The organism is Marivita sp. (genome assembly GCF_022763305.1).
GTDB lineage: Bacteria > Pseudomonadota > Alphaproteobacteria > Rhodobacterales > Rhodobacteraceae > Marivita.
Genome location: NZ_JALEGT010000041.1, coordinates 11,051 through 25,827 on the forward strand (window position 1 = coordinate 11,051; position 14,777 = coordinate 25,827).

Sequence of the window (14,777 nt, forward strand, 5' to 3'; positions counted from 1 at the left end):
CCATGCCGTATCGTGCCCCTGTTTCCGAATTCCGTTTCCTGTTTGATCATGTGGTCGGCTTTGATGAAGTTGCCGCAACGGATCGTTTCGCCGAAGCCACCCCCGAGACGGTCGAAGCCGTGCTCACCGAGGCGGGCAAGCTGTGCGAAGAGGTGCTGGCCCCGTTGCAGCGCGCGGGCGACCTTCATCCTGCGCGGCTCGAGAACGGGATCGTGCGGACGTCGCCGGGATTCGATGAGGGCTTCCGGGCGATTGCCGAGGGCGGTTGGATCGCCATTGCGGCGGATCCGGAATTCGGCGGCATGGGTCTTCCGATGACGATGACCACCGCGATCAACGACATGATGAGCGCCGCCTGCCTGTCGCTCCAGCTTGCCCCTCTGATGACGCAGGGCCAGATCGAGGCGCTGGAGCATCACGCCAGCGATGAGTTGAAGGCGCTCTACCTGCCCAAGCTGATCTCGGGCGAATGGTCCGGCACGATGAACCTGACCGAACCGCAGGCGGGCAGTGACGTGGGCGCACTGACCACAAAGGCAGAACCGAAGGGCGACGGCACCTACGCGATCAGCGGGCAGAAGATCTACATTTCCTGGGGCGACAACGACTTCACCGGAAATGTCTGTCATCTCGTGCTTGCCCGTCTGCCCGATGCCGCACCCGGGACCAAAGGCATCTCGCTTTTCCTCGTGCCGAAATTCATTCCCGACGCAGAGGGCAATCCCGGCAGGGCCAACGATCTGAAGGTCGTCAGCCTCGAACACAAGATGGGCCTGCATGGCAGCCCGACCGCGGTGATGCAGTATGACAGCGCGACCGGCTGGCTGGTGGGTGAGCCGCACAAGGGGATGCGCGCGATGTTCACCATGATGAACAACGCCCGCCTCGGCGTCGGCGTGCAGGGCATCGGCGTGGCGGATGGCGCGTTCCAGCATGCGATGGCACACGCGATGGAGCGGCGTCAGGGCACGTCGCTGCACGGGTATTCGATTGCCGCGCATGCCGATGTGCGGCGGATGCTGATGACGATGCGGGCCGATCTTTTCGCCGCACGCGCCATCGCGCTGGCCTGTGCTGTGGCCATAGATATGGGTCGCGCGACCGGCGAGGCCGAATGGACCGCGCGCGCCGCGCTTCTGACGCCCATCGCCAAGGCGTTCGGGACCGAGACCGGGGTGTCGGTGGCAGACCTGGGCATCCAGGTGCATGGCGGCATGGGGTTTGTCGAAGAGACTGGTGCGGCACAATACTTGCGCGATGTGCGGGTGACGACGATCTACGAAGGCACCAACGGTATCCAGGCCGCAGACCTCGTATCGCGCAAGCTGGCCGATGGGGGCGAGGCGGCGTTCCGCATGCTGGACGAGGTCGAGGCCGATGCCGAAGCCGCACGCGCCAGCCATGGCGATCTGGCCGAGGCGGTGTGGCAGGCGTCGGAAAGCCTGCGCGAAGCGGTCGAGTGGCTGGTGGCGCAGGACGACATGGATCAACGCACAGCCGGGTCTGTGCCGTTCCTTCGAGCCTTTGCCCGGCTGCTCGGCGCACATTTCCACCTGCGCGCCGCCATGGCCGATCCGGACGGTCCGCGCGCGGTGCTGGCGCGCTTCTATATCGAACGGTTGTTGCCCGAACATGTGGGTCTGCTGACCCATGCGCAGGCCGGGATGTCTGGTCTGTACGCCATGAACCTGGACGATCTCGCGGCATGAGGGATCGCAGCGGCACAGGCATCCGATACCCGTGGGAGACACCTCCGGCTGAAGGCGAAGCAACCGAGGTGGCCGACGGGGTCCTGTGGATTCGTCTGCCGTTGCCGATGAAGCTCGACCACGTCAACGTCTACGCGCTTGACGATGACGATGGCTGGACCGTGGTCGATACCGGTTTCGCCTCGAAGCGGGGCAAGGCTCTGTGGCAGAGGCTGATCGACGGGCCACTGCGGGGCAAGCCGATCTGCCGCGTGATCGTCACCCATCATCACCCCGATCATGTGGGCATGGCCGGATGGCTCAAGTCCGAACATGGCGCCGAGCTGGTCACGACACGGACCGCATGGCTGACCGCGCGGATGCTGCAACTGGACGAACAGCCGCTGCCAAGCGCCGAGACACTGCGCTTCTGGGAACGCTGCGGCATGGACCCGGCGATCCTCGAGAAACGCCGGTCCGAACGTCCATTCAACTTTGCCGATTGCGTGGCATCCTTGCCGCTGGGGTACACCCGCATCCAACAAGGCGACACGATCTTCGCCGGGGGTCGGACATGGGACATCCATATCGGCAATGGCCACGCGCCCGAACACGCCACCTTCTGGTCACGCGATGACGATCTCGTGCTGGCGGGCGATCAGATTCTGCCGTCGATCAGTTCCAATATCGGGGTCTATGCCACCGAGCCCGAGGCAGATCCGGTGGCGGACTGGCTCGAATCCTGTGAACGGCTGTCCACAATAGCGCGTGATGATCATCTGGTTCTGGGGGGGCACAAGCTGCCCTTCACCGGTCTGCCGCTGCGCCTTCACCAGCTGATCGAGAACCATCACGGTGCGCTGCGGCGGCTTGAGGCGCATCTGGACACCCCGAAATCCGCTGGGGAGTGTTTTGCTCCGCTGTTCAAACGGACCATCGGAGAGGGCGAATACGGACTGGCTCTGGTCGAGTCGATGGCGCATTGTCAGCATCTCTGGCACGAGGGCCGCGCAACCCGGCATTTGAACGACGCAGGCGCTTGGGAGTTCAAGACGCGGTCCTGATCCTGTGCGGGGCTCCGATCGTCCCTCGGGACGGCTCGGGACCCTTTCGCAGGTTTCACCTCAGCGACGCGACTCAGGCACGCCCGCCTTCCGAAGAAAGCGCCAGCGGTGAAATTCCAAGGCTTCCCAAAGCTGCTTCCCACTTGTCGCCATCGCTGGTGTCGAAGACAAGCTCGCTGCGGGCATCGCAGACCAGCCAGCCATTCGCCGCGATTTCCTGTTCGAGCTGCCCCGGACCCCACCCGGCATAGCCGAGCACGATCAGACGTTTCTCTGGCCCAGCCCCCTGCGCGATGCTTTCCAGCACATCTAGCGTGGCTGTCATGGCAAAGGAGTCGTCCACCTGCAGCGTGGTCATGTCGGATTGGAAGTCGGGCGAATGCAGGACAAAGCCGCGCCCAACCTCGACCGGACCGCCGAAATGCACGCGGATGTCCGACAGGTTTCCCGTATTCTCGATGGGCAACTGATCAATCAACGTCTCAAAGCTCATCTCGGCCGATGGCTTGTTCACGATCAGGCCCATGGCGCCATCGGCGGAATGGGCGCACAGGTAGATCAGGCTGTGGGCAAAGCGGGGATCTGGCATCCCCGGCATTGCGATCAGCATCTGTCCGGTCAGGTCGGTGATGTGTGTTGTCTGGCTCACCTCCGAAACATGGACAGCAGCGCGTGGGGTTGCAAGAGCACAGCACCGAGTTGCACACGCCGGATCGCCCCTTTGTGACTTTTCATCGCGGAGGAAAAGCGCCATCTGCTATGGGATGATGCAGATACGCTCCCTTATTTCGAGTCTTGCCCTGGCGCTGACGGTGGCCCTTCCGACCGCAGCAGCGGCATCGGACACCACCGGCCTTGACCGGGTTGAATTGCGCCCCGGTTGGCGCATGCCGGATGGCACCCATATGGCGGCGCTGCATGTCGTGTTGGAACCCGGCTGGAAGACGTATTGGCGCGCTCCGGGCGATGTCGGTATCCCGCCGCAATTCGATTGGAGCGGGTCAAGCAACATCGGTGCGCTTTCGACGAACTGGCCGACGCCGATCGTCTTTTTCGAACAGGGGATGCGGTCTGTCGGGTACACCCGCGAAGTCGTGATCCCGTTGCACATGACTGCGGAAACCAAGGGAGCAGACATGCGTCTGAACGGCGCGATGCAGATCGGCATCTGCAAGGACATCTGCATCCCCGCGAACCTGTCCTTTTCCGCGACGCTACCCCCCGATCAGACACGTCCCGACCCCGTGATCGCAGCAGCTCTCACCGATCGTCCCTATACCGCAGCCGAAGCGGGCGTGACGCAGGTGGCCTGCATCTTCCAAGCTGACCCGAACGGAGGCGTGATCCTCCATGCCAGCATCGACATGCCGCCGGCAGGTGGCACCGAATATGTGGTGGTCGAAGCCGGAAATCCGCATGTCTGGGTGGCCGAACCCGACAGCCATCGCGATGCCGGAACGCTCCATGCCAGCACACGGATGGTGCATATCGAGGGGCGCAGCTTTGCGGTGAACCGGTCGGACCTGCGCTTTACGGTCATCGGGGACTCACGCGCCGTCGACATCCTCGGCTGTACGCCCTGACAATCAGGCAGGTCTGCGACGTCGGCTGCCCACAGCGACAAGTGCGGCGATCAGATAGAGCCCAAGGCAGATCACGGCAGACCCCAGCGCAAACAGACCCAGACTGCCCCCCAGAGTGGCATCGCCCCCTAAAGGAGTCTCCGACAGCACGCTGCTCAGCACCTGAGGCAGGGCCCCGGTCACGGCAAAGGCGCCCATGGTTGCGGCCAGCCATGCGACAATCAGGGCGGCACCCGCACCAAGCAGGACCCGGACGCCATGGCGACGGAACCGCAACCCACGCCGCGCGGTCTGGGTCAGGCGGCCCAGATCGCTTTGGATCGCCATCAGGGATGGCACGATCAGCAGCACGAGGAACATGCCGAAGCCAAGGCCATAGACCAGCGTGATCACCGTAGGCTTCAGGAATTGCGCCTGGCTGGATTGTTCGTAAAGCAGTGGCACAAGGCCCAGAACCGTGGTCGCCGTGGTCAGGAACACCGGGCGCAAACGGTCTGCCGCGCCGTCGATGATCGACGGGAACAGCCCCCGGTCCTGTGCCTTTTCGTCGATGGTGGTGACCAGTACGATCGAGTCGTTGATGATGATCCCGGTCATGCCCAAGAGCCCCACAACCGTGAACATGCTGAGCGGCACATCCCAGACCGCATGCCCATAGATCGTGCCGACCAGTCCGAAGGGGATCACTGACATCACCACAAGCGGCCGCGTCCAGCTTGCGAACACCCAGGACAGGACAAGGTAGATGGCGAGCAGAGACAGGATCAGACCGGTGCGGGCGTCGTTCAGGAACTCTCCCTCCTGTTCGCTGAGGCCGGACAGGCGGTATTCCACCTGACGTTCGCTGGCGATTGTGGGCAGGATCTCGGTCTCCAGAGCCAGCATGATGTCATTGGCGCGGGCCGGATCGTCTTCAGAGATGTCGCCGGTCACGGAAATCAGACGGACGCCGTTCTCGCGGCGCACGGTGGAAAACCCGGTGCGGCGTTCAACGCTGACGATGTCGGCAAGCTGTACATAAGCGCCGTCTGGCGTGCGCATCTGAGTGCGTTCGAGGAAATCCGCCGTCAATTCGCCGGTCGGCAGTTCAACGCGGATCTCGGCGCTGCGGGGGCCATCAGGGTAGGTGGCGGCTTCGATCCCGCCCAGACGCGCGCGCAGCACGCTGCCCAGACCGTCGATGGTAAAGCCCAGCGCCTGCCCCTGTGGGGTCAGTTCGAGGATCAGCTCTTCCTTGTCATAGGCGAGATTGTCCTCAACCGCCGAGACCTCGGGATATTGCAGCAGCGCAGTCTTCAGGTCTTCGGACGCCGCTTTCAGCGTTTCTGCGGTGGCACCGTAGAATTGCACATCCAGCGCATCGCTTGCCGGACCGCTGCCCCAACTGCGGAAGCTGATCGTTTCCACCATCGGGTGACGGGGGACACTGTCCTGCAATTCGGTGACAAAAGCCTGACTCGAGAACGGGCGCAGATCAGGGTCGATCAGTTCGATGGAGATTCCGCCAAGCTGGTCGGCATCCTTGGTGTCGGACCCGGCGATCCCGCGCCCGGCATTACCACCCACTTCGGCGATCACGTAGTCGATGGGGTTAACGCCGTGGCGTTCTTCAAAGCTCTTCGCGACATCCTCGACCGATTGCTGGAAGATGCGCATCATTTCGAACGTGTCTTCCCGGGTGGCACCGGGGGCCATAGCAAAGTTGCCGGTGACAGAGCTTTGCTCGGGCGAATTGAAGAAGCGCCATTGCACATCGCCCCGGATGAACAGCGCGGCCTGTGACGCCAGAAGCACCACAGCCCCCGCCAGCACGGCGTAGCGCGCCTTGATGACCAGCGCCATGAACGGACGGAACAGGGTTTCGCGCATCCAGCGGAAGCCTCGGTTCACCACGCGGGACGGGATGTCGTACCAATGTTCCTTGGCGCTGTGAGCGATGGCATGGGCCATGTGGTTCGGCAGAATGAGAAAGCATTCGACCAGGGACGCGGCCAGAACCGCGATCACGGTGAAGGGAATGTCGGCGATCAGATCCCCGAACCGGCCCCCGATAGCGACAAGGCCGAAGAACGCGATGATCGTGGTCAGCGTTGCGGCAAAGACCGGCAGCGCCATGCGATGCGCCGCACGTTCCGCCGCATCGACGGGGGGAAGGCCGGTGCGAGCGAGATGGTCGGCATGTTCGCCCACCACGATGGCATCATCCACGACGATCCCCAGCGTGATGATCAGCGCAAAGAGCGAGATCATGTTGATCGTGATCCCGGCGGCGTACATCAGCGCAATCGCCGCCATCATCGATGCGGGAATGCCAGCAGCCACCCAGAACGCCGTGCGCGCGTTCAGGAACAGAAAGAGAAGCAAGACCACCAGCACGAGGCCCGTCAAGCCGTTGTCGAGCAGGATGTCCAGACGCCCCGTGATCGCCTCGGCGCGTGTGCGGATCAGATCGACGGTGACACCTTCGGGCAGCGAGGCTTCGAATTCGGCGGCCACCTCTTCGACCGTGCGCTGGATCGCGATGGCATCGCCCTGATCGCTGCGGTCAACACGGATGGAAATGGCGGGGTTCTCGCCCACGAAATAACTGCGTTCGCGGTCGATCCCTTCGATGATGATCGTGCCGACATCGCCCACAGTCAGGTTCGATCCATCGGGGTTCGACCGCAGAACGATGTCGGCAATCTGGTCTGCGCTGCGCTTTTCGACGCCTGTGCGGACACGGGTGTTGGCGTTGCCGATGTCACCGGCCGGATCTGCGTCGACCTCCTGTGCGATGGCATCCGCGATCTCGCGTATGGAGATGTCGAAAGCGATCAGGTTGGCCGAGGGTACCTCGATCACGGTACGGGGGGCCGAAAGCCCCCGGATTGTGGTGCGCGTGACCCCTTCGGCGAAAAGCCGGGCGCTGAGTTCATCGGAAAACCGCGCGAGTTGATCCACACCGACAGGGCCTGTGATGACGATGTCGGTCACCCGGTCACGCCATGTGCCGCGCTGAACCACCGGGTCTTCGGCATCGGCGGGCAGGGTCGAGACCGCATCCACCGCTTTTTGCACGTCGTCAGCGGCGCGGGACATGTCCCAGCCGGGTTCGAATTCGAGCCGGATGCTGGCACGCCCTTCGCGCGATGTCGCCTCGGAGCTTTCGACGCCTTCGACGGACAGCACGGCAGGCTCCAGCACCTGCACGATGCCCCGGTCCACGTCTTCGGCCCCGGCGCCATCCCAGACGACGGTCACGTCGACATCATCGACAACCACGTCGGGAAAGAACTGCGCCCGCATGTTGGGGATCGAGAACGCACCTGCCGCGAGCAGAAGGATCAGCAGCAGGTTCGCCACGGTCCGGTGACGCACGAAATAGCTGAGGATGCCCCCGGCCTTGCCCGACAGAGTGCGCACCATGACTTAGCCCCCCATCCGGGATTCGATGCGTTCAACGACCTGCGCGGGCACGGTGCCCTGTGAAAGCTGTTGCAGCACGCGCTGTCGGGCCTCTTCGGGCATGCGGGTGTTGGACTGCACAAAGGCCACAAGGCGGGCGCGGCGTTCCTCGGTGAGTTCGACCATTTCGGGCGCTTCGGGTACGGCCTGCCCGGCATCGCGCAGCGGGCGCACCTTGATGCCCGCGCCCAAGAGCGGTGTGCGTTCCGCCACAACCTCGCGCCCTTGCAGGTCACGTGCCCGGACCAGAACATCGTCGCCCTGACGGCGCAGCAGATTGACTTGAACGACGTCAAGCCGGTCTTCTTCGGCGATCACAAGCACCTCGTTCGCCGCGTTCAGGGCAGATGCCGGAAGGCGCGCGACGTTGTCGAGCGGCGGCTCTTCGATCTGCACGGTGACGAAGTCACCAGGGCGGAAGCCAGGCGCGCTGTCCAGCGTTGCGAACAACAGCCGCCCGGTCTGGCCATCGCCAACCGCGGCCCCGGCGCGGCTGATCGTGCCGGAGGCTGTCAGATTGGTGCCGAAGACATCCAGAACTACGGTGACGTCGGATTTGGAAAGCTGACCGTTCTCATCCAGCAGGCGTGCGAATTGCTGCGTCGAGACCCGGAACGCCACTTCAAGCGCATCCGCGTCGATCAGGCGGGCCAGTTGTTCGTTGGACGACACCAACCGCCCCTGCACCACAGAGACATCGGCAAGCGTGCCGGAGAAGTCGGCAGTAATGATCGTGTCATCCAGCCGCCGCTGGGCTTCGGCCTCGGCGATCACCGCGCGAGACAGGCGAGTGGTGGCCTGATCAATGCGCGCCTCGGCCTGTGCCACGGCCTGCCTGCGCGACAGAACCGCCTGCCGCGCCTGCGCTGCGGCCAGTTCCGCCACCTCGACCGCTGCGGCGGTGCCGACGCCGCGTTCTTCCAGATCGCGCTGGCGCTGGAACGCGCGTTCCCGCAGGGTCGCCTGCTCTTCGGCGGCAACAAGTTCATCCTGAGCCAGCACAAGCGCGCGTTCCGCCTCGCGCTGCTCGGCCTCGGCATCGAGAATATCGCTTTGCACGCGTTGCAGCACCGCCTCGGCATCGGTCGGGTCGATCCGCACAAGAACCTGACCCTCGGTGACGTTGCCGCCTTCGACAAACTCCGGCGCGATGTCGATCACACGACCCCCCGCCGCCGAGCGCAATTCCAGCGTGCGGACGCTTTCGATCTGGCCGAAGGCCGTCAGGACCGGAGTCACCGTGTCGAACTGGGCGGGCACGACGTTGACCGCGAACACCCGTTCGCGCTGCGGGAAACTGCGCGGCTCCTGTGCCATACGGTCCTGCACCGCATCGCGCACCTGCACGCCAGCATAAGCCAACAGTCCAAGCGTCAACGACAACAGGAACAGCCCGGTCAGGCTACGGCGTAGAAATCGCATCGGCGACAATCCTCAAGGGCCAGTCTGCCTATCAGATAGCCAGAACTGAATGTTTTCCAATAACACAACACTTCGTTACACGAAGAGTGATGCTATTTCCGTCGCAGATGCTCGTCCAATCGCGGTAAAATCTCGACAAAGTTACAAGGCCGGTGCCGGTAGTCGAGTTGCAGGCTGAGAATTTCGTCCCACGCATCCTTGCAGGCACCGGGGCTGCCGGGCAGCGCAAAGAGGTATGTTCCATTGCGCACACCTCCCGTGGCGCGGCTTTGAATCGCGCTGGTGCCGATCTTCTGGAACGACACCATGGTGAAGACGGTGCCGAAGGCGTCGATCTCTTTTTCATAGACATCGCGATGCGCCTCGACCGTCACATCACGCCCGGTCAAACCTGTGCCACCTGTGGAAATCACAACGTCGATGTCGGGCTGATCGCACCACGCGCGTAGCTGCGCTGCGATCTGGTCGCGCTCGTCCTGAACGATCTTGCGATCCGCCACGATATGCCCCGCACCTTCGATCCGGCCCACCAGTGTATCGCCGGACCGATCTTCGGCCATGGAACGCGTGTCGCTGACCGTCAGAACGGCGATGCGGATGGGCAGGAAATCTTTGCTTTCGTCGATGCGGCTCATGGGTCAGGCTTTCTTGGTCAGACGCGCGCGCAGGTCGAGAAGATCGGCCCAAGCCTCGCGCTTGGCGGATGGGTTGCGCAAAAGGTAGGCGGGATGGAACATCGGGATCACCGGTAGGCCCTCGGCCTCGGCCCACTGGCCGCGCAGACGGGTGATGCCGCGTTTACCAAGCAGGGCCTGGCACGAGATATTGCCCATGACCACCAACACTTCGGGTTTGGCCAGTGCGATATGGCGCTTGAGGAAGGGCAGCATCATCGCGATTTCATCGGGTTTCGGATCGCGGTTCTGTGGCGGACGCCATGGCAGAACGTTGGTGATATAGACCGCCTGCGCACCGTCGCGGTCGCGCCCCAGATCAATGGCCGCAAGCATCCTGTCGAGCAGTTGCCCCGCGCGTCCGACAAAGGGCTTGCCGATCCGGTCTTCGTCGCGCCCCGGCGCTTCGCCCACGATCATCACGCGGGCACCGGGCACGCCGTCGCAGAACACGAGGTTCCGCGCGCCTTTCTGAAGCTCGCAATGCGGGTAGGCGGCCATCGCGGCTTGCAGCCCGACCAGATCGCCAGCCGACCGCGCCGCGGCTTCCGCGTCGGCCACGGGATCGACCTCGGGGGTCGCCTGAACTGGCACCGTCGGCGCAGGAACGCCCGGCGCAACACCCGCTTTCGGGGGCGGCGTCACCTGTTCAAAGCGATTGATCGGCGTCTCCGAGATTGTCTCGGTCACACCCATCTCGAGCTGCCACTCAAGAGCCGCCCGCGCCGCATGCCAGTCGATATACGAATCCATGCCGCACCCTAGCCCGGCATTGTGTCGCGCAAAAGGGATCCCGGACTTGCCGCGCGGCGGTGCAGTTTCTATAAGCACGCGACCACTCCGCAAAGGCAACCTGATGCGTTTCGATCAACGACACCTGCTTGGGATCGAACCCCTCCGCCCTGACGAAATCACCACACTGCTTGACCTGTCGGACCAGTATGCCGACCGCAACCGCACGCGGACGCCAAGCACCGATGTGCTGGCGGGGATGACGCAGATCAACATGTTCTTCGAAAACTCGACCCGGACGCAGGCCAGCTTCGAATTGGCGGGCAAGCGACTTGGCGCGGATGTGATGAACATGGCGATGCAGGCCTCGTCGGTGAAGAAAGGCGAGACCCTGATCGACACGGCGCTGACGCTGAACGCGATGCATCCCGATCTGTTGGTCGTGCGGCACCCGCATTCGGGCGCGGTGGATCTGCTGTCGCAAAAGGTGAATTGCGCGGTTCTCAACGCGGGCGACGGCAAGCACGAACACCCGACGCAGGCGCTGCTTGACGCGCTGACCATCCGTCGCGCCAAGGGGCGGTTGCACCGTCTGTCGATCGCGATCTGCGGTGACATCGCCCACAGCCGCGTCGCCCGGTCGAATATCCTGCTGCTGGGCAAGATGGAAAACCGCGTGCGCCTTGTCGGCCCGCCAACGCTGATGCCCACGGGGATCGGCGAATTTGGCGTCGAGGTGTTCGAGGACATGCGCGAAGGGCTCAAGGACGTCGATGTCGTCATGATGCTGCGTCTTCAGAAGGAACGCATGGATGGCGGGTTCATTCCGTCGGAACGGGAATACTACCACCGCTACGGGCTGGATGCCGAAAAGCTGAGCTTTGCCAAGGAAGATGCCATCGTCATGCATCCCGGCCCGATGAACCGCGGGGTCGAGATCGACGGCACCCTCGCTGACGACATCAACCGGTCGGTCATTCAGGAACAAGTCGAGATGGGCGTCGCTGTGCGGATGGCGGCGATGGACCTTCTGGCGCGGTCGCTGCGGGATCGTCGGGCGGCACAGTCCGAAGGCGTCATGGTATGAGCACCACCATGCACATCAAGAGCAGCGAGCGCGGTGTGATCCGGGTGTTTCACATTGACCTGCCGCGCGAGGCCATTGAGCGCTTCACGACGCAGGCGGGCACCGGCGAATGGCCGCTGCAATATGCGCTTGGGGCAAAATCGCTGCGGTCGGCCTTTGTCGAGGTGATCGACCTGCGCGATCTGGGCGAGATGCCGCTGTCGCAGTATCTGATCAACGCGCATGACGTCAGCGGGGCGGATTTCGACGCAATGCGCCCGCGCCTCGATGCACTGACGGGGTTTGTCCTGGTCCTTCCGTCGCAGGCGTTCAACCAGACCGAACAGGACCTGAGCATCGCCACGCCACTGCGCTGGATCGGCACCTTCAACGAGCCCAAGGCCGCCATGGGTGCAGCAAAAATCCGAACCAAGTCCGCCAAGGGAACGGTGGGCACCAAATCTGCGCCTGCTCCGTCTTCCAACACCGGGCTGTGGGTGGTGATCGGCCTTTTCGTCCTGATCCCGCTGACCATCATCATTGCCCGGTTCCTGATGAACTGACCGACGCCGAATATGCCCATGACCGAATTCAGACCAGACATGCCCACCTACATCCGCGCCCATGCCGTGATGACGGCAATTGCCATGGCTGCGGGCATGCTGATCCTCTGGGCCATCGACAACCCGCATATCTGGACCGGCGCGGTGGGTGGCTTTGCCGCTGTCGCCCTGCGCGGCTGGTACATGGCGGACGAGGTGATGGATGAGGTCTGGACGATGACAAGCGCCAGCCTGACGGGACCTTACGAACGCAAGGCGCGGCTTGACGAGATCACAAAGGTCCGGACGATTGCCGGATCGGTGCAGATCATCACCCGTTCCGGTGACAAGCACCTTATCAAGTATCAGCCCGACCCGCAGGCCGTGATCGACCAGATCAACGCCGCGCGTCAAAACCAGGCGGCCTGACATGACCTTTCTCATCACCAATGCCCGCCTGATCGACCCCGAAGCGACCGAGGTCACATTGGGGGCTGTCCTTGTCCGCAATGGCGTGATCGCGGAAGTGTTCGATACGCCGACACCGGAGATCAGCGCGGATCACGTGCCCTCCGAGTACCGTCGTGATGCAGGGGGGAAATGTCTTGCGCCCGGCATTGTCGATATCGGCGTGAAGATCTGTGAACCTGGCGAACGGCACAAGGAAAGCTATGGCTCTGCCGGGCAAGCCGCGGCTGCGGGCGGCGTGACCACCATCGTGACACGCCCCGACACCAACCCGGCCATCGACACGCCCGAAACGCTGGAATTCGTCCGCCGCCGGGCCAACGAAGCCGCGCCCGTACACGTCCTGCCGATGGCGGCGCTCACCAAGGGCCGCGAAGGGCGCGAGATGACCGAGATCGGTTTTCTCATGGATGCCGGGGCCGTCGCCTTCACCGATTGCGACCGCGTGGTGCGGGACACCAAGGTGCTCAGCCGCGCGATGACCTATGCCCGCGCCTTGGGAGCGTTGGTCGTCGGCCACCCGCAGGAACCGAACCTGTCAGCGGGTGCCGCCACAACATCCGGCAAATTCGCATCGCTGCGCGGTCTGCCCAGCGTCACACCGATGGCCGAACGTATGGGCCTCGACCGTGACATCGCCTTGGTCGAAATGACCGGCGTGCGCTACCACGCCGACCAGATCACCACGACCCGCGCCCTGCCCGCGCTGGAACGGGCCAAGCGCAACGGGTTCGACGTGACGGCGGGTGTGTCGATGCACCACCTGACGCTCAACGAATATGACGTTGCCGACTACCGCACCTTCTTCAAGGTCAAGCCGCCATTGCGCGCCGAAGACGACAGACAGGCGGTGGTCGAGGCGGTGAAATCCGGCCTGATCGACGTGATCGGATCGTTCCACACGCCGCAGGACGAGGAAAGCAAACGCCTGCCCTTCGAGGAAGCAGCAAGCGGGGCTGTCGGTTTGGAAACCATGCTGCCGGTGCTGATGCGCCTCTATCATTCCGGCGATCTGGATCTGCCGACGCTCTTCCGTGCACTGTCCCTGAACCCGGCAAAGCGGCTTGGTCTTGACTGCGGACGCCTGACCAAAGGCGCGCCCGCTGATCTGGTTCTCTTCGACCCGGACAAACCCATCGTGCTCGACCGGTTCCAGCTCAAGTCGAAGTCCAAGAACACCCCCTTTGACGGCGCGCGCTTGCAGGGTAAGGTTCTGGAGACCTTCGTCAGCGGAACCTCGGTCTACCGGAGCAACTGATGCCAGAATTCGAGACAGGCCTGACACTTTTCGCCCTCTGGGCGTTGATCGGCTATCTTCTCGGCTCCATCCCTTTTGGTCTCTTGCTGACCAAGGCCATGGGGCTAGGCAATCTGCGCGAGATCGGATCCGGCAATATCGGGGCAACCAATGTCCTGCGCACCGGCAACAAGGGCGCGGCTGCGGCGACACTTCTGCTCGACGGGGCCAAGGGTGCGGTTGCGGTCCTGTTGGCGCGCGAGTTCGCCGGAGAAGGTGCCGCACAGGTCGCCGCTCTGGCCGCGTTCCTGGGCCATTGCTTCCCCGTTTGGCTGGGCTTCAAGGGCGGAAAGGGCGTTGCGACATTCCTGGGCCTGATGCTGGCGCTGGCATGGCCCGTGGGCCTCTTGGCCTGCGCCACGTGGCTGGCGACGGCGGTCATCAGCCGGATCTCCAGCCTGTCCGCCTTGGTCGCTGCATCGTGGTCGACGCTGTGGTGCCTGCTTGTCGGACAGGGACAGGTCTTTGTCCTGACCTTGATCCTCGCGCTGCTGATCATCTGGCGACACCGCGAAAATCTTGCCCGGCTCAAAGCCGGGACCGAGCCACGCATCGGCCGGAAAAAAGCATAACATCACATGTTGGCTTCTCGGCTCATGGATGCAGTTGCGTCATTGCAACCTTATGTGTATCAGCCACGCAGGTGCCGAAAACCTGCCGCCTGCAGACACACGTCACGGTGAAGTTCGGAATTCAAAGACATCTCACCCTCGAAGCATTTCGCAGGTGGGTAACGCAGGCTCCCTCCCGTTCCGAAATGCCATTCTGGAGATGTGAGCCATGTCGGTAAACTC

Annotated in this window: 13 protein-coding genes; 8 read left to right on the forward strand and 5 right to left on the reverse strand. The window is 63.3% G+C overall.

Annotated features, from left to right (window positions below; genetic code table 11):
• Positions 1 to 2 precede the first annotated feature (2 nt).
• Positions 3 to 1,709 (forward strand): acyl-CoA dehydrogenase, encoded by a 1,707-nt coding sequence (locus MRY75_RS07370; protein WP_292306529.1) that lies wholly within the window; start codon positions 3 to 5, stop codon positions 1,707 to 1,709.
• Positions 1,706 to 2,752 (forward strand): MBL fold metallo-hydrolase, encoded by a 1,047-nt coding sequence (locus tag MRY75_RS07375; RefSeq protein ID WP_292306531.1) that lies wholly within the window; start codon positions 1,706 to 1,708, stop codon positions 2,750 to 2,752. Before MRY75_RS07370 ends, MRY75_RS07375 begins: the two co-directional genes overlap by 4 nt.
• Positions 2,753 to 2,825: 73 nt before the next feature.
• Here MRY75_RS07375 and MRY75_RS07380 read toward each other — a convergent pair whose 3' ends face one another.
• Positions 2,826 to 3,401, reverse strand: a complete 576-nt coding sequence (locus MRY75_RS07380; RefSeq protein ID WP_292306533.1) for a YqgE/AlgH family protein — start codon at positions 3,399 to 3,401, stop codon at positions 2,826 to 2,828.
• Between the two features lie 118 nt (positions 3,402 to 3,519).
• Here MRY75_RS07380 and MRY75_RS07385 point away from each other — a divergent pair, with 118 nt between their 5' ends.
• Complete coding sequence (locus tag MRY75_RS07385; RefSeq protein ID WP_292306535.1) at positions 3,520 to 4,335, forward strand: protein-disulfide reductase DsbD domain-containing protein; 816 nt, start codon at positions 3,520 to 3,522, stop codon at positions 4,333 to 4,335.
• A 3-nt stretch (positions 4,336 to 4,338) separates the two neighbouring features.
• On the opposite strand, the gene MRY75_RS07390 is transcribed toward MRY75_RS07385, so the two are convergent.
• The 4 genes from MRY75_RS07390 to MRY75_RS07405 form a co-directional block, all read right to left on the reverse strand.
• A complete protein-coding gene (locus MRY75_RS07390; RefSeq protein WP_292306537.1) occupies positions 4,339 to 7,743 on the reverse strand; it encodes an efflux RND transporter permease subunit in 3,405 nt (1,134 codons plus the stop codon).
• 3 nt (positions 7,744 to 7,746) lie between these two features.
• A complete protein-coding gene (locus MRY75_RS07395; RefSeq protein ID WP_292306539.1) occupies positions 7,747 to 9,204 on the reverse strand; it encodes an HlyD family efflux transporter periplasmic adaptor subunit in 1,458 nt (485 codons plus the stop codon).
• 92 nt (positions 9,205 to 9,296) lie between these two features.
• On the reverse strand, positions 9,297 to 9,839 hold the full coding sequence (gene moaB, locus MRY75_RS07400; RefSeq protein ID WP_292266148.1) for a molybdenum cofactor biosynthesis protein B: 543 nt from the start codon (positions 9,837 to 9,839) through the stop codon (positions 9,297 to 9,299).
• 3 nt (positions 9,840 to 9,842) lie between these two features.
• Positions 9,843 to 10,631, reverse strand: a complete 789-nt coding sequence (locus MRY75_RS07405) for a uracil-DNA glycosylase (protein ID WP_292306541.1) — start codon at positions 10,629 to 10,631, stop codon at positions 9,843 to 9,845.
• A gap of 103 nt (positions 10,632 to 10,734) precedes the next feature.
• Here MRY75_RS07405 and MRY75_RS07410 point away from each other — a divergent pair, with 103 nt between their 5' ends.
• Genes MRY75_RS07410 through plsY form a run of 5 tightly spaced genes read left to right on the forward strand, consistent with a single transcriptional unit; the run spans position 10,735 to position 14,555 of the window.
• Positions 10,735 to 11,697, forward strand: coding sequence for an aspartate carbamoyltransferase catalytic subunit (locus MRY75_RS07410; RefSeq protein ID WP_292306543.1), 963 nt, complete (start codon positions 10,735 to 10,737; stop codon positions 11,695 to 11,697).
• Complete coding sequence (locus tag MRY75_RS07415) at positions 11,694 to 12,239, forward strand: aspartate carbamoyltransferase catalytic subunit (RefSeq protein WP_292306545.1); 546 nt, start codon at positions 11,694 to 11,696, stop codon at positions 12,237 to 12,239. Before MRY75_RS07410 ends, MRY75_RS07415 begins: the two co-directional genes overlap by 4 nt.
• Before the next feature lie 18 nt (positions 12,240 to 12,257).
• The gene (locus MRY75_RS07420; protein ID WP_366934916.1) at positions 12,258 to 12,647 is read left to right on the forward strand and encodes a hypothetical protein; all 390 of its coding nucleotides are present in this window, start codon (positions 12,258 to 12,260) and stop codon (positions 12,645 to 12,647) included.
• A 1-nt stretch (position 12,648) separates the two neighbouring features.
• Positions 12,649 to 13,944, forward strand: coding sequence for a dihydroorotase (pyrC, locus tag MRY75_RS07425; protein ID WP_292306549.1), 1,296 nt, complete (start codon positions 12,649 to 12,651; stop codon positions 13,942 to 13,944).
• Positions 13,944 to 14,555, forward strand: a complete 612-nt coding sequence (gene plsY / locus MRY75_RS07430; protein ID WP_292306550.1) for a glycerol-3-phosphate 1-O-acyltransferase PlsY — start codon at positions 13,944 to 13,946, stop codon at positions 14,553 to 14,555. The genes pyrC and plsY overlap by 1 nt, the downstream gene beginning before the upstream one ends.
• The last annotated feature ends 222 nt before the right edge of the window (positions 14,556 to 14,777 follow it).